The 24,925-nt window shown below is 67.4% G+C and carries 20 protein-coding genes; 9 read left to right on the top strand and 11 right to left on the bottom strand.

Annotated features, from left to right (window positions below):
- Positions 1-108: 108 nt before the first annotated feature.
- From ACZZZD_RS09665 to ACZZZD_RS09655, 3 genes are all read left to right on the top strand, one after another.
- Positions 109-5,526 carry an IPT/TIG domain-containing protein gene (locus ACZZZD_RS09665; RefSeq protein WP_463434614.1) on the top strand — a complete coding sequence of 1,806 codons (5,418 nt, stop codon included), beginning with the start codon at positions 109-111 and terminating at the stop codon, positions 5,524-5,526.
- A 268-nt stretch (positions 5,527-5,794) separates the two neighbouring features.
- On the top strand, positions 5,795-6,013 hold the full coding sequence (locus tag ACZZZD_RS09660; RefSeq protein WP_463434612.1) for a hypothetical protein: 219 nt from the start codon (positions 5,795-5,797) through the stop codon (positions 6,011-6,013).
- Positions 6,010-6,267 (top strand): M48 family metalloprotease, encoded by a 258-nt coding sequence (locus ACZZZD_RS09655; protein WP_463434610.1) that lies wholly within the window; start codon positions 6,010-6,012, stop codon positions 6,265-6,267. Before ACZZZD_RS09660 ends, ACZZZD_RS09655 begins: the two co-directional genes overlap by 4 nt.
- Here ACZZZD_RS09655 and ACZZZD_RS09650 read toward each other — a convergent pair whose 3' ends face one another.
- The 6 genes from ACZZZD_RS09650 to ccmA are packed head-to-tail and all read right to left on the bottom strand — an operon-like array spanning position 6,268 to position 9,448.
- Positions 6,268-6,531: a hypothetical protein gene (locus ACZZZD_RS09650; RefSeq protein ID WP_463434608.1), complete on the bottom strand. Its 264-nt coding sequence runs from the start codon at positions 6,529-6,531 to the stop codon at positions 6,268-6,270.
- Positions 6,532-6,585: 54 nt separating this feature from the next.
- Complete coding sequence (locus ACZZZD_RS09645) at positions 6,586-7,146, bottom strand: DsbE family thiol:disulfide interchange protein (protein ID WP_463434606.1); 561 nt, start codon at positions 7,144-7,146, stop codon at positions 6,586-6,588.
- Positions 7,143-7,358, bottom strand: a complete 216-nt coding sequence (ccmD, locus tag ACZZZD_RS09640; RefSeq protein WP_463434604.1) for a heme exporter protein CcmD — start codon at positions 7,356-7,358, stop codon at positions 7,143-7,145. Before ccmD ends, ACZZZD_RS09645 begins: the two co-directional genes overlap by 4 nt.
- On the bottom strand, positions 7,359-8,078 hold the full coding sequence (locus ACZZZD_RS09635) for a heme ABC transporter permease (protein ID WP_463434602.1): 720 nt from the start codon (positions 8,076-8,078) through the stop codon (positions 7,359-7,361).
- 39 nt (positions 8,079-8,117) lie between these two features.
- Positions 8,118-8,828, bottom strand: a complete 711-nt coding sequence (gene ccmB, locus ACZZZD_RS09630) for a heme exporter protein CcmB (protein ID WP_463434600.1) — start codon at positions 8,826-8,828, stop codon at positions 8,118-8,120.
- Complete coding sequence (gene ccmA / locus ACZZZD_RS09625) at positions 8,825-9,448, bottom strand: heme ABC exporter ATP-binding protein CcmA (RefSeq protein ID WP_463434598.1); 624 nt, start codon at positions 9,446-9,448, stop codon at positions 8,825-8,827. Before ccmA ends, ccmB begins: the two co-directional genes overlap by 4 nt.
- Before the next feature lie 209 nt (positions 9,449-9,657).
- Between ccmA and acnA the strand changes: the two genes are divergently transcribed.
- A complete protein-coding gene (acnA, locus tag ACZZZD_RS09620; RefSeq protein WP_463434596.1) occupies positions 9,658-12,384 on the top strand; it encodes an aconitate hydratase AcnA in 2,727 nt (908 codons plus the stop codon).
- A gap of 75 nt (positions 12,385-12,459) precedes the next feature.
- Here acnA and ACZZZD_RS09615 read toward each other — a convergent pair whose 3' ends face one another.
- The 3 genes from ACZZZD_RS09615 to ACZZZD_RS09605 form a co-directional block, all read right to left on the bottom strand.
- Positions 12,460-13,833 (bottom strand): NAD-dependent succinate-semialdehyde dehydrogenase, encoded by a 1,374-nt coding sequence (locus ACZZZD_RS09615; protein WP_463434594.1) that lies wholly within the window; start codon positions 13,831-13,833, stop codon positions 12,460-12,462.
- Positions 13,834-13,927: 94 nt separating this feature from the next.
- Positions 13,928-14,179, bottom strand: a complete 252-nt coding sequence (locus ACZZZD_RS09610) for a hypothetical protein (protein WP_463434592.1) — start codon at positions 14,177-14,179, stop codon at positions 13,928-13,930.
- A gap of 52 nt (positions 14,180-14,231) precedes the next feature.
- Positions 14,232-15,131: a hydrogen peroxide-inducible genes activator gene (locus ACZZZD_RS09605; RefSeq protein ID WP_463434590.1), complete on the bottom strand. Its 900-nt coding sequence runs from the start codon at positions 15,129-15,131 to the stop codon at positions 14,232-14,234.
- 144 nt (positions 15,132-15,275) lie between these two features.
- Here ACZZZD_RS09605 and katG point away from each other — a divergent pair, with 144 nt between their 5' ends.
- Positions 15,276-17,546, top strand: coding sequence for a catalase/peroxidase HPI (gene katG, locus ACZZZD_RS09600; RefSeq protein WP_463434588.1), 2,271 nt, complete (start codon positions 15,276-15,278; stop codon positions 17,544-17,546).
- A 65-nt stretch (positions 17,547-17,611) separates the two neighbouring features.
- On the opposite strand, the gene ACZZZD_RS09595 is transcribed toward katG, so the two are convergent.
- Both ACZZZD_RS09595 and ACZZZD_RS09590 read right to left on the bottom strand, forming a co-directional pair.
- A complete protein-coding gene (locus tag ACZZZD_RS09595) occupies positions 17,612-18,385 on the bottom strand; it encodes a glutaminyl-peptide cyclotransferase (protein WP_463434586.1) in 774 nt (257 codons plus the stop codon).
- Between the two features lie 5 nt (positions 18,386-18,390).
- Complete coding sequence (locus ACZZZD_RS09590) at positions 18,391-19,218, bottom strand: TerC family protein (protein ID WP_463434585.1); 828 nt, start codon at positions 19,216-19,218, stop codon at positions 18,391-18,393.
- A gap of 1,044 nt (positions 19,219-20,262) precedes the next feature.
- On the opposite strand from ACZZZD_RS09590, the gene ACZZZD_RS09585 reads away from it, so the two are divergent.
- The 4 genes from ACZZZD_RS09585 to atpD all read left to right on the top strand — a co-directional run bounded on the left by ACZZZD_RS09585 (position 20,263) and on the right by atpD (position 24,923).
- Positions 20,263-20,817 carry a F0F1 ATP synthase subunit delta gene (locus tag ACZZZD_RS09585; protein ID WP_463434583.1) on the top strand — a complete coding sequence of 185 codons (555 nt, stop codon included), beginning with the start codon at positions 20,263-20,265 and terminating at the stop codon, positions 20,815-20,817.
- Between the two features lie 72 nt (positions 20,818-20,889).
- Positions 20,890-22,422, top strand: coding sequence for a F0F1 ATP synthase subunit alpha (gene atpA / locus ACZZZD_RS09580; protein WP_463434581.1), 1,533 nt, complete (start codon positions 20,890-20,892; stop codon positions 22,420-22,422).
- 34 nt (positions 22,423-22,456) lie between these two features.
- The gene (locus ACZZZD_RS09575; protein WP_463434579.1) at positions 22,457-23,335 is read left to right on the top strand and encodes a F0F1 ATP synthase subunit gamma; all 879 of its coding nucleotides are present in this window, start codon (positions 22,457-22,459) and stop codon (positions 23,333-23,335) included.
- A gap of 37 nt (positions 23,336-23,372) precedes the next feature.
- Positions 23,373-24,923 carry a F0F1 ATP synthase subunit beta gene (gene atpD / locus ACZZZD_RS09570; protein ID WP_463434577.1) on the top strand — a complete coding sequence of 517 codons (1,551 nt, stop codon included), beginning with the start codon at positions 23,373-23,375 and terminating at the stop codon, positions 24,921-24,923.
- Positions 24,924-24,925 lie beyond the last annotated feature (2 nt).

The following is a 24,925-nucleotide window of genomic DNA, read 5'->3' as shown; positions in this document are numbered from 1 at the left end:
TTGCAATCGCTCAGGCGACATGCTGTTTACGTCGAGTAAATGACTACCGTTCACTAAGCCTTCGAAGGCTGACGTTCGCGAACAGGCGTTTGCACCGGGGGACTACCTATGTCGAAGATCCAGCGGCCGTCAGGCCGCATGACGGCCGTTGTGCATTCGCTGATGGCGAAGGCCCGGCAGGCGGCGAGCGTGCTGCTGTTGGTCGTTCTGGCGGTCTTCGTCGCGCCCTCGCTGGCGATGGCCCAGACGCCGTCGCTGTCGATCGACAGCGTAGACAAGGTCGAAGGCGATTCGGGCGCCGCCAATTTCGTCTTCACCGTCAGCCTGTCGGTGGGCGCACTCAACACGGTCACGGTCAATTACGCCACTTCCGACATGACGGCGACGACGGGGGATGACTATGTCGCGATCAGCGGCACCCTGACCTTCGCCCCGATGATAACGACGCAGCATGTGATCGTCCCCGTCAACGGCGATCTCAAGGTCGAACCCGATGAACTCTTCATACTCACTCTAAGTGGTGCGACCAACGCCACGATTGATAGGCCTCAGGGCCTCGGGACGATCCGCAACGATGACATCCAGCCGTTGATTAGTGGGGTCATGCCGGCGGCGGGGCCGACGGCGGGCGGGAACAGTGTTGTGATTACCGGCTACGATTTCAACGGCGTCACGGGGGGGGGCGGCGTTCGCTTCGGCGGAACAAATGCGGTCAGCTACACGGTCGACAACAACAACCGGATCACAGCTGTGGCGCCCGCCAATACGGCAGGAAGCACCAATATCACCATCACCGCCAAGGGGGTCGTCAGCCCCGACAACCCGTCGAGCCAGTATACCTATCTCGCCGCGCCGACGGTGACATCGCTCTCGCCGACGGCAGGTCCGTCCACGGGCGGCACGACGGTGACCATCACCGGCACGGGCTTCTCTAGCGCGACGGCGGTGACCTTCGGCGCAACGGCGGCGACGGGCTTCACGGTAAATGCCGCCACGCAGATTACGGCGATAGCCCCGGCCGGAAGCGGGACGGTTGATGTTCGCGTGACCACGGCGGGCGGGACCAGCGCGACCTCGGCTGCCGATCAGTTCACCTATGTCGGTGCGCCGACGGTGACCTCGATCTCGCCAACGGCAGGTCCGTCCACGGGCGGCACGACGGTGACCATCACCGGCACGGGCTTCTCCGGTGCGACGGCGGTGACTTTCGGCGCTATGGCGGCGAGCGGCTTTACGGTCAACAGCGCGACGCAGATCACGGCGACCGCCCCGGCCGGTACGGGGACGGTGGATATCCGCGTGACCACGACGGGCGGAACCAGCGCGACCTCGGCCACCGATCAGTTCACCTATGTCGGTGCACCGACGGTGACCTCGATCTGGCCGACGGCAGGTCCGGCCACGGGCGGCACGACGGTGATCATCACCGGAACGGGCTTCTCTAGCGCGACGGCGGTGACCTTCGGCGCAACGGCGGCGACGGGCTTCACGGTAAATGCCGCCACGCAGATTACGGCGATAGCCCCGGCCGGAAGCGGGACGGTTGATGTTCGCGTGACCACGGCGGGCGGGACCAGCGCGACCTCGGCGGCGGACCAGTTCACCTATCTGGCGGGGCCGACGGTGACATCGATCTCGCCGACGGCAGGCCCGTCCACGGGCGGCACGACGGTGACGATCACCGGGACGAACTTCTCGGGGGTGACGGCGGTGACCTTCGGAGGGACGGCGGCTAGCGGCGTTACGGTCAACAGCGCGACGCAGATCACGGCGACCGCCCCGGCCGGTACGGGGACGGTGGATATCCGCGTGACCACGACGGGCGGAACCAGCGCGACCTCGGCCGCCGATCAGTTCACCTATGTCGGTGCGCCGACGGTGACCTCGATCTCGCCGACGGCAGGTCCGTCCACGGGCGGCACGACGGTGACCATCACCGGAACGGGCTTCTCTAGCGCGACGGCGGTGACCTTCGGCGCAACGGCGGCGACGGGCTTCACGGTAAATGCCGCCACGCAGATTACGGCGATAGCCCCGGCCGGAAGCGGGACGGTTGATGTTCGCGTGACCACGGCGGGCGGGACCAGCGCGACCTCGGCAGCTGATCAGTTCACCTATCTGGCCGCGCCGACTGCGGGAACGTTATCTGCAGCGGTGGCTTTCGGCTCGAGCGCCAACCCCATTTGGCTGAACCTCTCCGGTGGACTTACTACAAGTGTGGCAGTCTCGACGGCTGCAGTTTACGGGACGGCCACGGCCAGCGGGACGATTGTAAGTTATACTCCCACAGTCGGCTATTTCGGCCCGGACAGCTTCGAGTACACGGCGACCGGGCCAGGCGGGACCTCGGCACCGGCGAGGGTGAATGTGACGGTGGTGGCGCCGCCTGCGCCGACGGCGCAGAACCTGACGCAGAACGTGGCCTACGACACCACGACCAGCTTTGACGTGAGCAGCGGGGTCAGCGGCGAGTACACGAGCGTAGAATTGGTGACAGGGCCAGCCAAAGGTTCACTGACCTTGAACGCTGACGGGACGGGCGTTTATAGGCCTGCGGTCGACGCTATCGGCACGGACAGCTTCACCTACAGGGCGACAGGTCCGGGCGGGAACTCGGCCCCGGCGACGGTGACGTTTACGCTGGAAACGCCGCCTGCACCGACGGCAGCGGCGGCTTCAGCGGCTGTGGCCTACGACTCGACGGGTCAGGCGATCCCGCTGCCGGCGAGCGGCGTCTACACGACGCTGGCGGTCGCGACGCCCCCCGCCCATGGGACGGCGACGATCGCAGGGACCACGGCGACCTACGTCCCGGCCGCCGGCTACTTCGGCGCCGATAGCTTCACCTATTCGGCGACGGGTCCCGGCGGGACCTCGGCTGCGGCGACGGTGACGCTGACGGTGGCGACGCCGGGGGCGCCGACAGTTGCGGCGGTTTCGACAGCTGCGGCGTTCAACACCCCGACGACGATTGATCTGAGCGCCTCTATCACTGGAGTTCACACCAGCCTGGCGGTGGCGACTGCGCCGACGCACGGCGCGACCAGCGTGTCGGGCGACGTGGTCACCTATACGCCAGCGACTGGCTATTTCGGCCCGGACAGCTTCGCCTATACCGCCACAGGCCCCGGCGGGACCTCGGGTTCGGCGACGGTGACGGTGACGGTGGGGACGCCGGGGGCGCCGACAGTGGCGGCGGCTTCGGCAGCCGCGGCCTATAACACCCCGACGGCGATTGATCTGAGCGCCTCTATCACTGGAGTTCACACCAGCCTGGCGGTGGCGACTTCGCCGACGCACGGCACGACCAGCGTGTCGGGCGACGTGGTCACCTATACGCCGGCGACCGGCTATTTCGGCCCAGACAGCTTCGCCTATACCGCGACAGGTCCTGGCGGGACCTCGACTGTGGCGACGGTGAAGGTGACGGTGGCGGCGCCGCCAGCGCCGGTCGTTGAACAACCGACGGATCCGGTCGTCGTTCCTCCCTCTTCGGGCGGTGGATCGACCTCAGTCGCGCTCGACGCCGCTAGCCAGGGCATGATCGACGGCTATCGCATCACGGCTGTCAGCCGGTTCGGCACAGCGGAGATTGTCGACGGCGCGGCGGCGGCGCGCGCGCAAGCGACGGGATCAGTCAGCCCGAAGGCGGCGCCGACCTATCGCCTAGTCTACACGCCCGCAGCCAACTTCATGGGCGAGGACACCGTCACCCTGGTGGCCTATGGGCCGGGGGGCGAATCCGCCCCCGTGACCTTCACCTTCCAGGTGGCGGGCAAGGCGCCGGATCTGTCGGGCGCTGTGCTCGCGGGCGCTTCGGTGACGTTCAACCCGACCACGGGTCTGGTCGGCGGGCCGTTCCAGGCCCTTCGCGTCACCAGTCCGCCGGGCTTCGGCACGGCGACGGTGAACGGGCTGAGCCTGGTCTTCACGCCGGGCGCCAACGGCGGGACGACGACGTTCGACTATGTCGTCGATCTGCCCTTCGGCCCCTCGGCGGCGGGCCGGGTGTCGCTGACCGCCAACGCCATGCCCGGATCAGAGGCCCTGGTCGCCCAGACCCTGCAGGGCGTGCCGGTGACGGTCCGTCTCGGCGACGTCGCTGGCGGTCCCTTCACCGGCGCCGCCGTGGTCTCCATGGCCCCGGCGACGGCGGGTGAGGCGACCATCAACAAGGCCGGCGCTGACTATGATCTGACCTTCGTCTCGACCGGCGACTTCTCCGGCGAGGCGGTGGTGACCTACAGCTTGAGCAACGCGTCCGGCACGACCAACAGCACCCTGACCGTCACGGTCGAGGCGCGCCCGGATCCGTCGCTGGATCCCGAGGTGAGAGGTGTGGCGACCAGCCAGGTCACCTCGGCCCGTCGCTTCGCCGACGCCCAGATCAACAACTTCCAGCAGCGACTGCGCGATCTGCACGACGGGACCAATGGCTCGTCCAATGGGCTGAGCCTCAACCTGGGGCTGGGCGGCGCCGAGGCGGATCGCGATCCGCAGCAGGCCCTGCGCCGTCAACTGGGTCAGGACCGCAGCCTCGACCCCGGCGCTCTGGGCGGCGATCGCGACCGCGAGATGCTGGGCCTCGACCTCTGGGCCGGGCGGACCCAGGCCGCAGCTCCGGCGGCGGCAGGCGATGAGCGTCTGAACGCGGCGTCTGCTCAACCGACGGCCCGTGAAGGGGCTTCCATCGGCCTGTGGACCTCCGGCTCGGTCGACTGGGGTCGTCAGGATGCGACGGGCCAGCGCGACAGCCGCTTCACCACGCAGGGCGCGACCCTGGGTCTGGACGTCAAGGTCTCGGATCAGCTGATCGTCGGCGGCGGCGTCGGCTATGGCGAGGACAAGACCCGGATCGGCGACAACGGCTCGGTCACCAACGGCAAGGCGGTCACCGGCGCCCTCTACGCCAGCTGGCGCCCGGCCGAGGCCTTCTATGTCGACGGCGTGCTCGGCCTGGCCAACCTGGACTTCACGTCCCGGCGCTGGGTCGAGGGTCTGGCCGGTCAGGCCGACGGCTATGCCGACGGCGACCGGTCCGGCGACGTGCGCTTCGCCTCGGCCGCCTTTGGCCGGGTCCTGCGCGGCGAGCGAGTGACCAGCGACTTCTATGCGCGACTGGACGCCCGCGACATCACGCTGGACGGCTTCACCGAGACCGGCGGCGGCCTGTCCGCCCTGAACTGGGATGAGATCGAGCAGAAGAGCCTGTCGGCCAACCTCGGCGCCTCCTGGCGCTGGACGCTGGACAGCCGTCGCTACGGCCAGTTCCGGCCGACCGCGCGCGTGGAGTGGTCGCACGAGCTGGAGGACATCGGCGCCCAGGGCGTTCGCTACGCCGACTGGACGACCAGCCCGACCTATCTGGTCCCGCTGAACGCCTGGTCACGGAACGCGATCAACCTGGACCTGGGGACCGAGTGGTCGCTGAGCGACCGCCTGATGCTCAGCCTCGGTTATCGCGGCGCCCTCGGCGACGCCAGCACCAGCCACGGCGCCCAGATCGGCATGAAGTACGGCTGGTGATGCTATCGGGGCTGCGGCGATGTCGCGGCCCCGGACGGCATAGGACTATTGTCGCAAAGATGCGGCCCCTCGAAGCTCGCTCAATATCCGGTGCTGGCGCACCTCAGACATTTCGTGCGCATCTGTTGCCTTCTTGCCAGCGGACGAAAGTGTTTGCCTAGGTGCGCCTCTTGGCGCAGGACAAGGCGCACGGAGCCTATGCGTCGGGGGGTGGAACGATCACCCTTACCCGCACAGCGTCACGACCTACGGCGCGGGGGCCTCCGCCGTGTTCGCGGACGCCGGCGGCTCGATCACCCTCAACGACCTGAGTACGTACAGCAATGGCGATGACGCTGCCGGCGCGATCGCCTCGGGCGCTGAGAGCGGCCTGACCCTGAATAATACCTACGTTAACATTTACGGAAACGGCAGCGCCGGCCTGCTTGCGGCCGACGGCGGTCTGGCGTCCGTGGGCGGGGCGGCCGGGCGGTATGGGATGCAGTGAGCGCCTATGGCGGTCTGGCGGCTCAGTATGGCCTGCTGCTGCCCTATTCGCGTCGCGACGAGCTGGAGGCCGACCGGCTGGGCGTCGACTATATGGCGGGGGCGGGGTTCAAGCCGTCTGAGGCCGTCGCGCTGTGGCGGTTGATGGCGGCGCAGCGCCAGACCCAGACGCCGCAGTTCGCCTCGACCCGCCCGTCCGACGCGACGCGGATCGACATGCTGCAGCAATATATCGCCAGCCGCGGCTGGAAGTGATCAGACCCGGATGTCGAGGTAGGAGCCGGGGCGCATGATGCGGGGCTCTTCACGCTGAGGCGCCGCAGCGGGGGCTTCGGCGGGCCGGGCCGGGTTGGCGGTGCGGATCGTGGACATGACGGCGGCGGCGGGCGCGGAGGCCTTTGGGACGGCAGTCTGGTCCATCGCTGCACGGAAGAAGGCCGCCTGGGCGTTGCGCGCGCTCGGCAGGTCGAGGCCCGGTGCGGGCATGTTCAGCGGCAGGCCGGTGCGAATCGCGCTCATATCGGTATGGTTAATGGAAACCCTCGAAAAAGGGTTAACGCGCCGACAGGACTGTTACTGAGGACGCGGCGCCGGGCGTGGCGGGGCCTGCATGGAGGCGACCAGTCGCTCGATGTCGGCGTCGTCCAGCAGGGGGCCGGACTGTTTGGCGGTGATCCGACCCAGGGCGTCGACGGCGAAGGTCTCGGGCACGCCGGAGATGCCCAGGTCCAGGCCTGCGCGGCCCTCGCGATCCACCAGAACCATCGAATAGGGGTCGCCCAGCTCGTCCAGGAAGGCGCGGGTCGCGACCGGCTCGTCCTTGTAGGCGATGCCGACGACGGCGACGCCGCGCGCCTTCAGCGCCAGAAGCTTGGGGTGTTCGATGCGGCACGGCGCGCACCAGGAGGCGAAGACATTGACCAGCATGGGTCGACCGACGCCGGCGGTCTTGAGGTCCAGATTGCCCGGCCCCGCCTGGTCGCCGGACAGCAGGGGCAGGACGGTCTCGGGGATGGGCTGGCCGACCAGGGCGTCGGGCTTGAAGGCGGGATCGCGCTTCAGCGACCAGCCGACGAACAGCGCCGCCAGCGCCGCGAGGACGACCAGCGGGATCAGGGCCAGCCAGCGGTTCACGGGCGTTGCCCTGTGTTTTTTGGCGCTACCGCGCTTCGCGCTACTTGAGCGCCGTCTGTCTCGTTCTCGGCCGCCTCTAGTCTGGCCAGTTCCCGCTTCCATTTGCGCGAGGCGATGACGGCGCGGGCGGTCAGGGCGGTCAGGACCAGGGCGCTGACGCCCCAGGCGGGCCAGATGAAGGCGGCGTATGGGGTCATGTCGAGGTCGAGCATCTAGGCCTCTTGAGCCGAACGGGCGCGCAGGGTCATGACGCGGCGACGGCGGATCTCGGTGCGGATGGCGGTCAGCCACAGGGCGAGGAACAGCACGCCGTAGGCTGCCAGCATGGTCAGGAAGGGCGGCAGATAGACGGGGTCCAGCCCCGACGATCCGGGCGTCAGGAAGCTGGCGGGTTGATGCAGGGTGTTCCACCAATCGACCGAGAATTTGACGATCGGCAGGTTGATCAGGCCGACGAGGCCGAGGACGGCGGCGGCGCGCCCGGCCTTCTGCTCGTCGTCGATCGAGGCCCTGAGCGCCATATAGCCGAGGTAGAAGAGAAACAGCACCAGCACGCTGGTCAGGCGCGCGTCCCACACCCACCAGGTCCCCCACATCGGCTGGCCCCACAGCGAGCCGGTGAACAGGGCCAGGGCCGTGAAGGCAGCGCCCGGCAGGGCGGCGGCGCGGGCGGCGGCGTCGGCGAGGGCATGACGGAAGACCAGCGCGAAGAAGCTGGAGACGCCCAGCGCCGCATAGGCCCCCAGGCCCAGGGTGGCGGCGGGGACGTGGACGAACATGATCCGCACCGTGTCGCCCTGCTGATAATCGGCCGGGACAGAGAAGCTGAGCCAGGCGCCAACAACCAACAGCACGGCGGCGAGGCCCCACAGAACGGGCGTCAACGGGCCGGTGAAGGCCATGAAGCGTTGCGGATTGGACAGGCCGAACATCGGCTCAGCGCTTACGCAACGAATGGGCGGCGGGCAAGCTCACCCTTGCGCGTTCCGAACGGCGGCCGCGCCGGCGAAGGGGGCGATGACGGCGGCGAAGAGGACATAGGCGCACAGCAGGGCGAGGGCCGGGACGACGGGCTGCCCCGATCCGGCGCGTTCCAGGGCGCCGGCGCCGAAGACCACGGGCGGGATGAACAGAGGCAGGACGACCACGGCGATCAGCAGGCCGCCGCGTTTGGCGCCCAGCGCGAGGGCTGCGCCCAGCGCGCCGGTGAAGGCGAAGCCCGCGCCGCCGATCAGGGCGGTCACGGCGACGAGCGGCGTCAGCGACGCAGGCAGGCCCAGGGCCAGGGCGGCGATGGGGGCGGTCAGGGCCAGCGGCAGGCCGACGGCGATCCACTGGGCCAGGGCCTTGATCAGCACGACTTGCTCCAACGACAGATGGCCGAGCGCCAGCAGGTCCAGGCCGCCGTCCTCCATGTCGCGCTCGAACAGCCGCTCCAGCGACAACAGGGACGCCAGGGCCAGGGCCAGCCAGGCGACGCCGCCCGCGACGGGGCCGAGCGTGCGCGGGTCGCCGCCGGCCGCCAGCGGCAGGATGGCGGTCAGACAGGCGAAGAAGCCGCAGGCCAGCAGCGGCCCGCCGCCCCCGCCCCACGCCAAGTCCAGCTCGCGCTCCAGCAGAACGCGCGTGGCGCCGCGCAGGCCGGGCGGGCGCGGTTCCTGATCGGCGTCGCGGCGGCTCATTTCAGGCTCCCCAGATCAAGAGCGCGGGTCGGCAGGGGCAGGGGGTCGTGGACGGCGGCGACGATCAGGCCGTCCGCGTCGAGATGGCGCTGCATCTGTTCGGCGAAGGCCTCGCGCCAGCGGGCGTCCAGCGGCGCCATCGGTTCGTCCAGCAGCCACAGGGCGCGCGGCGATCCGACCAGCCGACCCATGGCCAGACGGCGGCGTTGGCCGGCGGACAGACGCCGGACCTCCAGGTCCAGCAGGGGTTTCAGGCCGAAGGCCTCGACGGCGTGGTCGACGCCGTACTGGGTGTGGCCCAGCCAGTCGCACTGAAAGCCCAACTCCTCGCGCGCCGTGCGGCCGCCCTTCAGCCCGTCCAGATGACCGAGAAAATGGACCTCGCGTCCGCGCGCCTGCCGTTCGTCCAACGGATTACCGTCGCCGTCGTTGAAGGCGACCGTTCCGGCGTCAGGGCGCAACAGGCCGGCGATGGTCCGCAACAGGCTGGTCTTGCCCGCGCCGTTCGCACCCGTCAGGGCCAGGACCTCGCCGGCGCGCAGGGTCAGGTCGAGGCCGTGGAACAGCCGCCGCTCGCCGCGCGAGACGGTCAGGTCCGAGAGGGTGAGGGTGTGGATCATCTAGGCCCCGCCAAGTTCGCGGAATCTGCGAACCCTTCTCAATGTCCCTGTCGAGGGTGTGGACACATGGACGGTGCGATCCCGTGGAGCTATAGGCACGGTCGCCGCAGCAGGCTTTCGCCGCGCGCGCAGGGGCCCTGTGAGCCGCTGCGTCTGTCGCGCGAAGGCGCAACCGGATTGTCGGGCGGCGCTGACCAGAGGAAGACTCCATGCCGTCGAACGACAGCTTCAAGACCCGCCAGGACCTTTCCGTCGGGCGTAAGAAATATGCCTATTACAGCCTTCCCGCCGCCGAGGAAGCCGGTCTGACCGGGATTTCCCGCCTGCCGCGCTCGATGAAGGTGCTGCTGGAGAACCTGCTGCGCAACGAGGACGGCGTGTCCGTCACCGAAGCCGACCTGCGCGCAGTCGCCGCCTGGGTCGAGAACAAGGGCTCGGTTGAGCACGAGATCGCCTTCCGTCCGGCCCGCGTCCTGATGCAGGACTTTACCGGCGTGCCCGCCGTGGTCGACCTGGCCGCCATGCGCGACGCCATGAGCGCCCTGGGCGCCGACGCCGCCAAGATCAACCCGCTGGTGCCCGTCGATCTGGTCATCGACCACTCGGTGATGGTCGACAACTTCGGCACGTCCAAGGCCTTTGGCCAGAACGTCGAGCGCGAATACGAGCGCAACATCGAGCGCTACAACTTCCTGCGCTGGGGTTCGTCGGCCTTCAACAACTTCCGCGTCGTGCCCCCCGGCACCGGCATCTGCCACCAGGTCAACCTGGAGAACCTGGCCCAGACCGTCTGGACCCTGGACGAAGGCAAGAAGACCGTCGCCTATCCCGACACCGTCGTCGGCACCGACAGCCACACCACCATGATCAACGGCCTGGCCGTCCTGGGCTGGGGCGTCGGCGGCATCGAGGCCGAGGCGGCCATGCTGGGTCAACCGATCCCGATGCTGATCCCGGAAGTCATCGGCTTCAAGCTGACCGGCGCCATGCCGGAAGGCACGACGGCGACCGACCTGGTGCTGACCGTCACCCAGATGCTGCGCAAGAAGGGCGTGGTCGGCAAGTTCGTGGAATTCTTCGGCGACGCCCTGCCGAACATGACCATTGAGGACCAGGCGACCATCGCCAACATGGCTCCGGAATACGGCGCCACCTGCGGCTTCTTCCCCGTCTCGGCCGCCACCATCGGCTATCTGACCGCCACGGGCCGCGACAAGGCGCGCGTCGCCCTGGTCGAAGCCTACGCCAAGGCCCAAGGCCTGTGGATCGACGAGACGAGCGAAGACCCGGTCTTCACCGACGTGCTGGAACTGGACATCTCGACCGTCGTGCCGTCGCTGGCCGGACCCAAGCGTCCGCAGGACCGCGTCGAACTGACCACCGCCGCCCCGGCGTTCGAAACCGCCCTGGCCGAGGTCTTCAGCCGCCCGACCGACGCCGAGCGCGTGTCCGTCGATGGCCAGAAGTTCACCGTCGGCGACGGCGACGTGGTCATCGCGGCCATCACCTCTTGCACCAACACCTCCAACCCGTCGGTCCTGATCGCCGCCGGTCTGGTTGCGCGCAAGGCCAATGCTCTGGGCCTGAAGGCCAAGCCGTGGGTCAAGACCTCGCTGGCGCCGGGATCTCAGGTCGTCACCGACTATCTGACCGACGCCGGCCTGCAGAAGGACCTGGACGCTCTGGGCTTCAACCTGGTCGGCTATGGCTGCACCACCTGCATCGGCAACTCGGGCCCGCTGGACCCGGCGATCTCCAAGGCGATCAACGACAACGCCCTAGTCGCCACCTCCGTCCTGTCCGGCAACCGCAACTTCGAAGGTCGGGTGAACCCGGACGTCCAGGCCAACTATCTGGCCTCGCCGCCGCTGGTCGTGGCCTACGCCATCGCCGGCTCGATGCGGATCGACATCACCAAGGATCCGATCGGCCAGGACAAGAAGGGCAAGGACGTCTTCCTGAAGGACGTCTGGCCGACCTCGCAAGAGATCGCCGACATCCAGAAGAAGTCGGTCACCCCGGCCATGTTCGCCAAACGCTACAAGGACGTGTTCAAGGGCGACAAGCACTGGCAGGCCATCAAGGTCACCGGCGGCCAGACCTATGAGTGGGACGACAGCTCCACCTATGTCGCCAACCCGCCCTATTTCGACGGCCTGTCGATGGACCTGACCCCGGTCACGGACATCGTGGAAGCGCGCGTCCTGGCCATCTTCGGCGACAGCATCACCACCGACCACATCAGCCCGGCCGGTTCGATCAAGAAGACCTCGCCCGCCGGCGTCTATCTGACCAACCACGGCGTCGAGGCGGCCGAGTTCAACAGCTACGGCGCCCGTCGCGGCAACCACGAAGTCATGATGCGCGGCACCTTCGCCAACATCCGCATCAAGAACCGCATCACGCCGGAAATCGAAGGCGGCGTGACCAAACACTTCCCGTCGAACGACACCATGTCGATCTATGACGCCGCCATGCGGTATCAGTCGGAAGGCCGGCCGCTGGTCGTCTTCGCCGGCAAGGAATACGGCACCGGCTCGTCGCGCGACTGGGCGGCCAAGGGCACGCGTCTGCTGGGCGTTCGCGCCGTCATCGCCGAAAGCTTCGAGCGCATCCACCGTTCGAACCTGGTCGGAATGGGCGTCGTGCCGCTGCAGTTCAAGCAAGACGGCTGGTTGAAGCTGGGTCTGACGGGCGAAGAGATCGTCACGATCCGCGGCCTGTCCGACGCCAACATTGGCAAGCTGAAGCCTCGCCAGGACCTGTGGGTCGAGCTGTTCCGTCCGTCGGACGGCAAGATGGCCCGCTTCCCGGTCCGCTGCCGCATCGATAACCAGACCGAGCTGGACTATCTGCTGGCCGGCGGCGTCATGCCCTACGTGCTGCGCAACCTGGCCCGCGGCCCGGAAACCGAAGCGCCGATCGCCGCCGAATAGGCAGCGGTCTGCTGAGATGAAAAGAGGGCCGGCGGAGCGATCCGCCGGCCCTTTTGCTTGTCCGAAAGCGGTGGATCAGCCGGCGCTGACGACCACCAGCTTGCGGTTCACGAACTCCTTGATGCCGACATCGCCCAGCTCGCGGCCGAAGCCCGAGCGTTTGACGCCGCCGAACGGCAGTTCGGGCATGGAGGTCGTGGTGGTGTTGATGAAGACCATGCCGGTCTCGATCCGCGAGGCCAGCTTGCGAGCGCGGGCCGTGTCGCTCGAGAAGATCGACCCGCCCAGGCCGAAGCGCGAATCATTGGCCAGGGCCACCACGGCGTCGTCGTCCTCGACCACGAAGACCTGGGCCACGGGGCCGAAGAATTCTTCGTAGAAGGCCGGGTTGTCGCGGGCGACCTCGGTCAGGACGGTGGGCTCGTAGAAGAAGCCGGTGCGGTCGGCGGGCTTGCCGCCGATGACGGCCTTGGCGCCGTGCTGAACCGCCTCGTCGACCTGTTTGGTCAGGGTCTTGAGCGCGTCCTCGGATGACAGCGGACCCAGGACGGTGGCCTCGTCCAGCGGGTCGCCCATGACGGCGCTCTTCATGCCCTCGACGAAGCCGGTGGTGAAGGCGTCGGCGACGGACTTCTGAACGATGAAGCGCTTGGAGCCGGTGCAGACCTGGCCGGCGTTGGACAGCCGCCCCTCGACGCCCGCCGCGATGGCCTTTTCGATATCGGCGTCGTCCAGCACCACGAAGACGTCGCTGCCGCCCAGTTCCAGCGTGGACTTCTTCAGCATTTCCGATGCGCGGGCCGAGACCTTGGCCCCGGCGCCCTCGGAACCCGTCAGGGCCACGCCCTGGATGCGGTCGTCGCCGATCAGTTCGGCGACCTTGTCCGAGGAGATGTAGAGGTTGGCGACGAAGCCCTCAGGGGCTCCGGCTTCCTGGACCAGTTCGGCGAAGCGGGCGGCGCAGCGCGGCACGATGCCGGCGTGCTTGTAGAGCACCGGATTGCCGACCGCGATGGCGGGGGCGACGACGCGGATCAGCTGATAGATGGGGAAGTTCCACGGCTCGACCGCCAGAAGCACGCCGACGGGATGGAATTCGACCCAGGCCTCGCCCAGCTCGCTGTCGATCTTCTGGGGTTTGAGGAAGTCGGCGGCCTTTTCGGCATAGTAGGCGGCGATGCCGGTGCACAGGTCGATCTCGCCCTGGCCCTGGGCCAGGGGCTTGCCCATTTCCTCGGCGATGGTGCGGGCCAGGCTGTCGCGGTTCTCGGTCAGCAGGGTCGATAGGGACTTCAGCACGGCGAGGCGCGGCTGGATGTCGCCCTGGGACCAGTCGGAGCGGAAGACGGCGTCGGCCTTGGCTAGGGCCGCCTCGACGGCGTCGTCCGAGTGTTCGGGGTATTCCTGAAGCGTCTGTTCGGTGAAGGGATTGAGGGTGCGATAGGCCATGAGGCGTCCTGAAGCTTCGGTCGGACGCCCGGGGCGGCGCCGATCCGTTGTCTAAGGAAACGAACGCCTGCTGGGCGGGGCGGTTGCCCTGCTTTTAATCCGCGTCGCTGAAGGGCGGCGGCAGCTGGCCGGACTTGAAGATGATGGTCGGCTCCTCGTCGTAGTCGCCCATTTCGGTGTCGGCCGAGACGGCGAAGGCGACGACGCCCAGACGCAACGGCGCCAGGCGTTCGGCCTTGCGGCGCGCCTCCTCGACGTCCTTGCAGCCGACCTGCTGTTCGGCGCGGAGGGCCTTGCCCCGGCCCTGGACATAGGCCTGGACGATATAGACGGTTTCAGTTGCCATGCGCTTCCCAAGCCGCCTGTTCGGCGCCGAGGTCAACAGGGTCGGTCCAGTTTCAGTCCAGCGTCAGGGCCTCGGCCAGCAGCCGGGCCTCGGCGGCGCGGCTGGAGCCGGCGCGCCAGGCGACGACGATCTCGCGGTGAGGGGGCGCGCCGTCGGCCTGGTTCTCGAAAGCGCGGATGGCGACGGAGGGGTTGTCAGCGAGGCCCGCCTGGACCGCCATCTTCGGCAGGAACGAGACGCCGAGCCCTGAGCCGACCATCTGGACCAGGGTGTGCAGACTGGTGGCGGCGAAGACGTCGTCGCCGCGCGGGGCCTCGATGTCCAGGGCGGCCAGGGCATGGTCGCGCAGGCAGTGGCCGTCTTCCAGCAGGATCAGGTCCTCGGCCCGCAGCGCGCCGGGGCGGATGGGTCCAGGCGCGGCCAGGGCGTGGTCATGGGGGGCGGCGGCCATGATCTCGTCGTCGCCGATGCGGGCGTGTTCGATGCCGGGCGCCTCATAGGGCAGGGCGATGACGGCGGCGTCGATCTGACCGGCCTTCAGGGCGGCGATCAGACGGGGCGTCAGGTCCTCGCGGATGAACAGCTTCAGGTTGGGATAGGCGGCCTTCACCGACGGCAGTTTGGCGGGCAGCAGGAAGGGGGCGACGGTGGGGATGACGCCCAGGCGGAAGCGACCCGACAGCAGGCGGCCGGCGTTCTTGGCCGCCTCGACCAGATCCTCGGTGCGGGCCAGCACGTCCTCGGCCCGGCGCACGGCCTCGGCGCCGACGGCGGTCATGATGACGGCGCCGCGTGCGCGCTCGACCACCGGGGCGCCCAGGATGCGCTCCAGTTCCTGCACCCCGGCGCTGAGGGCGGGCTGGCTGACGTGCGCGGCCTCGGCGGCGCGCGAGAAGCTGCCGTATTCGGCCAGAAGCTTGAGATACTGAAGCTGACGCAGGGTGGGAAGCATGGCCGTAAGATAGGCCTGGTCTATGGTGACGCCAAGGATAATCGATTGGCTTTATTTCTTATGGCCGTGTCGAATGACCCTGTGACCAAAAGGGCTATCGCGGACGCTGATGTCCGTGCGCTCATCCAGCAGGGAAACGCCACCATGACCGACGAAGCCAAATGCCCCTTCTCCGGCCGGACGACCGAATCCGTCGCGGGCGGCGGGGTGCAGAACCGCGACTGGTGGCCGGGCCAACTGCGCACCGACCTGCTGAACCAGCATTCGAACCGGTCCGACCCGCTGGGCGAGGGGTTCAGCTACCGCGAGGCCTTCGCCAAGCTGGATTATGAGGGACTGAAGGCCGACCTGCGCGCGCTAATGACGGATTCGCAGGACTGGTGGCCGGCCGACTTCGGTCATTATGGGCCGCAGTTCATCCGCATGGCCTGGCACAGCGCGGGAACCTATCGTGTCGGCGATGGACGTGGCGGCGGCGGGCGCGGTCAGCAGCGGTTCGCGCCGCTGAACTCCTGGCCCGACAACGTCAATATCGACAAGTCGCGGCGCCTGCTGTGGCCGATCAAGCAGAAATACGGCCAGGCCATCTCGTGGGCCGACCTGCTGATCCTGACCGGAAACGTTGCGTTGGAGACCATGGGCTTCCGCACCTTCGGCTTCGCCGGCGGTCGCGAGGATGTCTGGGAGCCGGATCAGGACGTCTATTGGGGTCGCGAGACGACCTGGCTGGGCGGCGACGAACGCTACGCCCACGGCTCGCACGGGGTGGTGAAGCCGGGCGACGAGGCCGTGCTGGTCAGCGATGACGACGCGGACGGCGACAGGCACACGCGCGATCTGGAGAACCCGCTGGCCGCCGTGCAGATGGGTCTGATCTACGTCAATCCGGAGGGGCCGGACGGCAATCCCGATCCGATCGCGGCGGCGCGCGACATCCGCGACACCTTCGCGCGGATGGCGATGAACGACGAGGAGACGGTCGCCCTGATCGCGGGGGGCCATACCTTCGGCAAGACCCACGGCGCCGGCCCAGCCGACCATGTCGGGGCCGAGCCCGAGGCGGACGGCCTGGAAGCGCAAGGCCTGGGCTGGGCCTCCAGCTTCCGTTCCGGCAAGGCCGGCGACGCCATCACCAGCGGCCTGGAAGTCACCTGGACCCAAACGCCGGCCCAGTGGAGCAACTTCTTCTTCGAGAACCTGTTCGGCTTCGAATGGGAGCTGGAGAAGTCCCCGGCAGGCGCGCACCAGTGGGTGGCCAAGGACGCCGGCGAGGTCATTCCCGACGCCCACGATCCGTCCAAGAAGAAGCGGCCGACCATGCTGACGACCGATCTGTCGCTGCGCTTCGACCCGGCATACGAGGCGATCTCGCGGCGCTTCCTGCACAATCCGCAGGCCTTCGCCGAGGCCTTTGCGCGGGCCTGGTTCAAGCTGACCCACCGCGACCTGGGGCCGCGTTCGCGCTACGTCGGGCCGGAAGTGCCGCGCGAAGTGCTGATCTGGCAGGATCCCGTGCCGGAGGTGGATCACCCGCTGATCGATGCGACGGATGCGGCGGTCCTGAAAGCCAAGGTGCTGGATTCGGGCCTGAGCGCGTCGGAACTGGTCGGCACGGCCTGGGCTTCGGCCTCGACCTTCCGGGGCGGGGACAAGCGGGGCGGGGCGAACGGCGCGCGTATCCGCCTGGCGCCGCAAAAGGACTGGGCCGCCAACCAGCCCGAGCAGTTGGACCGGGTGTTGAAGGCGCTGGAGCGTATCCAGTTCGAGTTCAATCAGGGCCAGACGGGCGGCAAGAAAGTCTCGCTGGCCGACCTGATCGTGCTGGCCGGCAATGCGGGCGTCGAGCAGGCGGCCAAGGCGGCGGGGCATGAGGCCAGCGTGCCGTTCACGCCGGGTCGGACGGACGCCAGCCAGGCGCAGACGGATGTCGAATCCTTCTCCTATCTGGAGCCGGTCGCCGACGGGTTCCGCAACTTCCAGAAGGCCCGCTATGCGGTTCCGGCCGAGGCCCTGCTGATCGATCAGGCGCAGCGGCTGACGCTGACGGCGCCCGAGATGACGGTGCTGATCGGCGGCCTGCGGGCCATCGACATCAATGTCGGCGGGGCGACCCACGGCGTGCTGACCGAGCGGCCCGGCGTGCTGTCCAACGATGTCTTCGTCAATCTGCTGGACATGGACGTGAAGTGGACGGCGACCTCGGACGCCCAGGATGTGTTCGAAGGGCGCGACCGTGGCACGGGCGAACCGAAATGGACCGGCACCCGCGTCGATCTGGTGTTCGGCTCCAACGCCGTGCTGCGCGCCCTGGCCGAGGTCTATGCCGGGGCGGATGCGCAAGGAAAGTTCGTGTCGGACTTCGTGGCGGCTTGGACCAAGGTGACCGAGCTGGACCGGTTCGACCTGCACGGCTGAGCCTGAGCGCAGGCTGAAAAGCAAAGGGCCGGACGCTGCAGCGTCCGGCCCTTTCGCCGTGTGGATCAGCGCAGCTTGATCTCGAACAGCTGCGGCCAGCGTTTGCCGGTGACGAACAGGCGCTTGCCGGCGGCGTCCCAGGCGATGCCGTTCAGGACGTCGTCGTTGGGGTCCAGGCCGATGTCCTTGGGGACAAGGGCGGTCAGATCAATGAAGGCCTTCACCACGCCGGTCTCGGGGTCGATGCGGGCGATGCGGTTGTCCTGCCAGATGTTGGCGAAGACCTCGCCATCGATCCATTCCAGCTCGTTGATCTGATCCAGCGGTTGGCCGTCGGCGGTGACGGAGATCCGGCCGGTCTCGGCCAGCGTTTCGGGGTCGAGGAAGCGCAGCTGGTCTGTGCCGTCGCTCATGATCAGGCGGCGGCCGTCGGTGGTGAGGGCCCAGCCTTCGCCCGGATAGGAGAAGCCGCCCAGCGGCGAGAAGTCGTCCAGCTTCCAGATGAAGCCGATGTGGTTGCGCCAGGTCAGGCTGTAGAGCTTGCCGTTCAGCGTGGTCATGCCCTCGCCGAAATAGACCGTGGGCAGGTCGCGCTGGCGCAGCACTTCGCCGGTCTCCAGGGCCACCTGGCGGATGAAGGACGGATAGAGGCCGGTGCTTTCGTAGAGGCCGCCGTCATGGAAGAAGAGGCCCTCGGTGAAGGCCCCCGTGTCGTGCGGATAGGCCCGCACGACCTCGTAGGACTGGACCGGAACCTCGGCCCGGACAGGCAGGGACGCGCCTGTCGCCAACAGCAGGCCGGCGACAAGACCGGCGAGACGGGACGACAGGCGGGTCATCAGCCTCAGCCCTGCTCTGCGGCGGCTTCGGCCTCGGCCTTCTGGGCGCGGACCTCGGCGGCGTTCGCCTCGCTGCGGGCCTGTTCGGCCTGTTCCTTCTTGGTGGCGCCGCGACGACCCATCATGTTCAACGCCTCCACGCCGGCCGAGAAGGCCATGGCCGCATAGATGTAGCCCTTGGGCACGTGATACCCAAAGCCGTCGGCGATCAACACCATGCCGATCATCAGCAGGAAGCCGAGCGCCAGCATGACCACGCTGGGGTTCTTGTTGATGAAGTTCGCCAGGGGGTCGGCGGCCAGCAGCATCACGGTCACGGCGACCAGGACGGCGACGACCATGATCGGCAGATGTTCGGTCATGCCGACGGCGGTCAGGATCGAGTCGATCGAGAAGACGATGTCGAGGATGATGATCTGGAAGATCGCGGCGCCCGCGTTCATGATCATCACGTCCTTCTTGTCGAGGACGGCGTCGCTGGGCGTGGGATCGACGGTGTGGTGGATTTCCTTGGTGGCCTTCCAGACCAGGAACAAGCCGCCCGCGATCAGGATCAGATCCTTCCACGAGAACTCGTTGCCCATGATGGTGAAGACGGGCTGAACCAGGCCGACCAGCCAGGCGATGATCGACAGCAGGGCCAGACGCATGATCAGGGCCAGGCCGATGCCGATGCGGCGGACCTTCTGGCGCTGGTGCTCGGGCAGCTTGTTCGAGAGGATGGAGATGAAGATCAGGTTGTCGATCCCGAGCACCACCTCCATCACGATGAGGGTCACCAATGCGGCCCAGGCGGCCGGATCGGAGAGAAGCGGGGTGATGCTGTCGAGCATTGGGGTTCCTGAGGGGGAGAAAAGCTTGAGCGGAAAGCGCTAGGGCCGCCGCGAGTTCCGATCAAGCCGGAGGGTGCGGCGTCATGGTCGCACCCCCTGTCACTCTGCGATGGAACATGGCGCGCAAAAGCGCCTTCGCGGCGTCTGGCCTGCGAAGTTTATGGAGGGCTGGGCAGAGCGCCGGGCCTTCGCCCGGAGTTTGGTTTTGTTGTTACCGTTTCGACGAAGGGTTGACGCTCCGCGCGGGTGGTTGGCCTGCTGATCCTCGGGTCAAGCCCGAGGACGGGGCGTCGAGCGGTGGCGGTCTTATCGCCTAACCCCATAAGCCTGCGACGGGTCGGCGGAGTTTGCGAACCCCGTCCCGAGTGCGATCGAGTATCCCCCTCGACCCTCCGCCGGCGCACCATGTGTCGCCGCCAGCGCGATGGAGTTTCACCATCGCCCCCGTTCCATCCGCTCCCGCCGCCGCAAGGTCGCAGGCCAAGCGAGCCCTCCGGGCGACGGGACGGGTGTATTATGCGGCCGTTTGACCCCGTGGGCAGGAGAAGGGGGACATAAATCGGCAAGCGATTGAAATCGCAGCGAATGGACCAGCGGCATTGTGATGGCTGGAGCGTGTTTCTCCCTCCCCTTTATGGGGAGGGGCGGCGAAGCGGCGCGAAGCCGGGGTGGGGGCGTGTGAAGCGCTGCGCCCGTCCTGACGGCCCCACCCTGATCGCTGCGCGATCGTCCCTCCCCATGAAGGGGAGGGAGAGGCGACTGTGGGACGTCAAAACCCCTCCACCCCGCTACGCGCGCTCCCCCTCCCCACGATGTGGGGAGGAGACACCTCCTTGCAGCCTGTCCCTTGCCCCCTGCGGCATCGACGCGCCTTCACGGAATGTTGCGAGCGGCGAAACCCCGTGCTATCAGGCGCCCGGCTTGGAGGGGGCGTATTTACGGATACGGCCTCCGTCGTGCTTTCCGTAAGCATTTCAAGCTTTTGACCGTTGCGAGCCTCGCAGTCGGTCGCGACCCTGACACAACGACCTCGGACCCTAATCAGTGGCTGATGATTTCAGAACGACGGAAGTCGGCGATCGCTACGCACAGGCGCTGTTTGACCTGGCGCTGGAAACCGGCCGCCTGGACGCCGTGCGCACCGATTTGAAGTCGCTGAAGGCGGCCTGGATCGAGAGCGCCGACCTGCGTCGTCTGGCCGCCTCGCCTGTCATCTCCGCCGACGATCAGGCCAAGGGTCTGGTCGCCATCGCCGCCAAGGCCAAGTTCGAACAGACCACGTCTAACTTCCTGGGTCTGCTGGCCCAGAACCATCGCGCCAAGGACCTGCCCGCCGTCATCGCCGGGTTCGAAGCCCGCTACGCCAAACATGCCGGCGTCGTCGCCGCCGAGGTCGTCTCGGCCCAGGCGCTGGACGCCAAGCAGGTCGCCGCCATCACCGCCGCCCTGTCAAAGAGCCTGGGCAAGGCGCCGGAACTGACTGCGCGCGTCGATCCGTCGATCCTGGGCGGCCTGAAGATCAAGGTCGGCTCGAAACTGTTCGACGCCTCGCTGAAGACCAAGCTCGACCAGATGAAGTTCGCCCTCAAGCGCGCATAAACGCGCTCCCGCCACCAAGAATGCGCGCCTGAACGGCGCACCCGCAGAAGACTGAAGAACAGAGAGCCCGTCATGGACATCCGCGCCGCTGAAATCTCGGCCATCCTCAAGTCGCAGATCGCCAACTTCGGCGTCGAAGCCGACGTTTCCGACGTCGGCAGCGTGCTGTCGGTCGGCGACGGCATTGCCCGCATCCACGGTCTGGACAATGTCCAGGCCGGCGAAATGGTCGAGTTCACCAAGGCCGGCGTCAAGGGCATGGCCCTGAACCTGGAACGCGACAACGTGGGCGCCGTGATCTTCGGCGCCGACGCCCAGATCGCCGAGGGCGACGACGTGCGCCGCCTGGGCGAGATCGTGGACGTGCCGGTCGGCCGTGGCCTGCTGGGCCGCGTCGTCAACCCGCTGGGCGAGCCGATCGACGGCAAGGGCCCGATCGAGTTCACCGAGCGCCGTCGCGTCGACGTCAAGGCGCCGGGCATCATCCCGCGCAAGTCGGTTCACGAGCCGATGCAGACCGGCCTGAAGGCCATCGACACCCTGATCCCCGTCGGCCGCGGCCAGCGCGAGCTGATCATCGGCGACCGTCAGGTCGGCAAGACCGCCGTCGCCGTCGACGCCATCCTGAACCAGAAGAACGTCAACAAGACCGACGACGAGAGCGCCAAGCTCTATTGCATCTACGTCGCCATCGGCCAGAAGCGCTCGACCGTCGCCCAGATCGTCAAGACGCTCGAAGAGGCCGGCGCGCTGGAATACACCATCGTCGTCGCCGCCACGGCGTCCGAGCCGGCCCCGCTGCAGTTCCTGGCGCCGTTCGCCGGCACCGCCATGGGCGAGTTCTTCCGCGACAACGGCATGCACGCCCTGATCGTCTATGACGATCTGTCGAAACAGGCTGTTGCGTATCGCCAGATGTCCCTGCTGCTGCGCCGCCCGCCGGGCCGTGAAGCCTATCCGGGCGACGTCTTCTACCTGCACTCGCGCCTGCTGGAGCGTTCGGCCAAGCTGAACGAAGACTACGGCTCGGGCTCGCTGACGGCCCTGCCGATCATCGAAACCCAGGCCAATGACGTCTCGGCCTACATCCCGACCAACGTGATCTCGATCACCGACGGCCAGATTTTCCTGGAATCCGATCTGTTCTACCAGGGCATCCGTCCGGCCGTGAACGTCGGCATCTCGGTGTCGCGCGTCGGCTCCTCGGCCCAGACCAAGGCGATGAAGAAGGTCGCCGGCACCATCAAGGGCGAGCTGGCCCAGTATCGCGAGATGGCCGCCTTCGCCAAGTTCGGCTCGGACCTGGACGCCTCGACCCAGAAGCTGCTGGCGCGCGGCGCCCGCCTGACCGAGCTGCTGAAGCAGCCGCAATACTCGCCGCTGGCGATGGAAGAGCAGGTCGTCTCGGTCTACGCCGGCACGCGTGGCTATATCGACGGCATCGCCGTGGGCGACGTGGGGCGTTTCGAGAGGGAATTGCTGGCGCGCATCCATGCGAACCACGCCTCGCTGCTCGAAGGCATCCGCACCAAGAAAGACCTGACCTCGGACCTCGAAGCCGAGCTGAAGGACATCCTGGGCGCCTTCGTCAAGACCTTCGCCTGAACCCCGCCGGATAAGCTGAGAGAGTAAGCGCCGGATGGCCAGCCTCAAGGAAATGCGCAATCGGATCGGAAGCGTCAAAGCGACGCAGAAGATCACGAAAGCCATGCAGATGGTCGCCGCGGCCAAGCTGAAACGCGCCCAGGATCAGGCCGAAAGCGCCCGACCCTATGCGCAGAAGATGGCCTCGGTCATCGCCAACCTGGCCGCCGGCGTCTCGGGCGCCGACGCGCCCAAGCTGCTGGCCGGCACGGGCGCCGACCAGCGTCACCTGATCGTGGTGGCGACGGCGGACAAGGGTCTGGCGGGCGGTTTCTCGACCAACGTCATCCGCGCCGCACGCGAACGGATCAACAGCCTGATCGCCAACGGCAAGGACGTGAAGATCATCGCCGTCGGCAAGAAGTCGCGCGATCAGCTGACGCGTCTGTATGGCGACAAGGTGATCCACACCTTCGAACTGAGCGAGCACAAGACCATCGGCCTGCCTTCGGCCCAGCCGGTCGCCGAAATGATCGCCACGGCGTTCGAGGACGGTCAGGCCGACGTGGTCACCCTGTTCTACAGCCAGTTCAAGTCGGTGATCCAACAGGTCCCGACCGGCAAGCAGCTGATCCCGGCCGTGGTCGAGGGCGACGCGGCCCCGATCGACCTGAACGGCGCGGTCTATGACTACGAGCCCTCGGAAGAGGAAATCCTGGAAACCCTGTTGCCGCGCAACCTGACGACCCAGATCCTGGCCGCTCTGTACGAGAACCAGGCGGGCTTCTTCGGGTCGCAGATGGCGGCGATGGACAACGCCACGCGCAACGCCGGCGACCTCATCAACGCCCTGACGCTGCAATACAACCGCAAGCGCCAAGCCCAGATCACCACCGAACTGATCGAGATCATCGCCGGCGCCGAAGCCCTCTGATCCCGACCGAACAGACATTCCGATACGGACCCCAGCCATGACCGACACCGTCGCCAAAAAAACCGCCGCCCCGAAGGCAGTCGCCAAGAAGCCCGCCGTCAAGAAGGCGCCCGCCGCCGCGACCGCGCCCGGCTCCATCGTCGCCACCGGCAAGATCGCCCAGGTCATCGGCGCCGTCGTCGACGTCGAGTTCACCGGCCACCTGCCGGCGATCCTGAACGCCTTGAACACCCAGAACGTCGACCAGAAGACGGGCGAGCCCTTCACCCTGGTTCTGGAAGTCGCCCAGCACCTCGGCGAGAACATGGTCCGCACCATCGCCATGGACACGACCGAAGGCCTGACGCGCGGTCAGCCCGTGATCGACACCGGCTCCTCGATCCAGACCCCGGTCGGACCGGGCGTGCTGGGCCGCATCATGAACGTCGTCGGCCAGCCGATCGACGAAGCCGGCCCGATCCAGACCACGCAATACCGTCCGATCCACCGCGAGGCCCCGACCTTCGAGGAGCAGACCAACTCGTCGGAAATCCTGGTCACGGGTATCAAGGTCATCGACCTGATCTGCCCCTACACCAAGGGCGGCAAGACCGGCCTGTTCGGCGGCGCCGGCGTCGGCAAGACCGTCACCATGCAGGAACTGATCAACAACATCGCCAAGGCGTACGGCGGCTATTCGGTCCTGGCCGGCGTGGGCGAGCGCACCCGCGAAGGCAACGACCTGTATCACGAGATGATCGAGTCCAACGTGAACGTGGACCCGGCCAAGAACGGCGGCTCGACCGAAGGCTCCAAATGCGCCCTGGTCTATGGCCAGATGAACGAGCCTCCCGGCGCCCGCGCCCGCGTCGCCCTGACCGGCCTGGCCCAGGCCGAGTATTTCCGCGACGAAGAAGGCAAGGACGTCCTGCTGTTCGTCGACAACATCTTCCGCTTCACCCAAGCAGGCTCGGAAGTGTCGGCTCTGCTGGGCCGTATCCCGTCGGCCGTGGGCTATCAGCCGACGCTGGCGACCGAGATGGGCAATCTGCAAGAGCGCATCACCTCGACCAAGAAGGGCTCGATCACCTCGGTCCAGGCCATCTACGTCCCCGCCGATGACCCCACCGACCCGGCGCCGGCCGCATCGTTCGCCCACTTGGACGCGACGACCATGCTGTCGCGCGACATCGCCGCCCAGGCCATCTTCCCCGCCGTCGATCCGCTGGACTCGACCTCGCGGATCATGGACCCGCTGGTCATCGGCGAAGAGCACTACCAGGTCGCCCGTTCGGTCCAGGAAGTGCTGCAGCAGTACAAGGGCCTGAAGGACATCATCGCCATCCTGGGCATGGACGAGCTGTCGGAAGAGGACAAGCTGGTCGTCTCGCGCGCCCGCAAGATCCAGCGCTTCCTGTCGCAGCCCTTCTTCGTGGCCGAGCAGTTCACCAACGCACCGGGCAAGTTCGTCGAACTGGCCGACACGATCCGCTCGTTCAAGGGCATCGTCGCCGGTGACTACGACCACCTGCCGGAAGCCGCCTTCTACATGGTCGGCGCCATCGAAGAGGCCGTCACCAAGGCCGAGAAGATGGCTTCGGAAGCCTGATC

The organism is Brevundimonas sp. AC546, from assembly GCF_979258305.1.
Note: the sequence above shows the minus strand (reverse complement) of the source record. Positions and strands in the feature narration are given on the sequence as shown.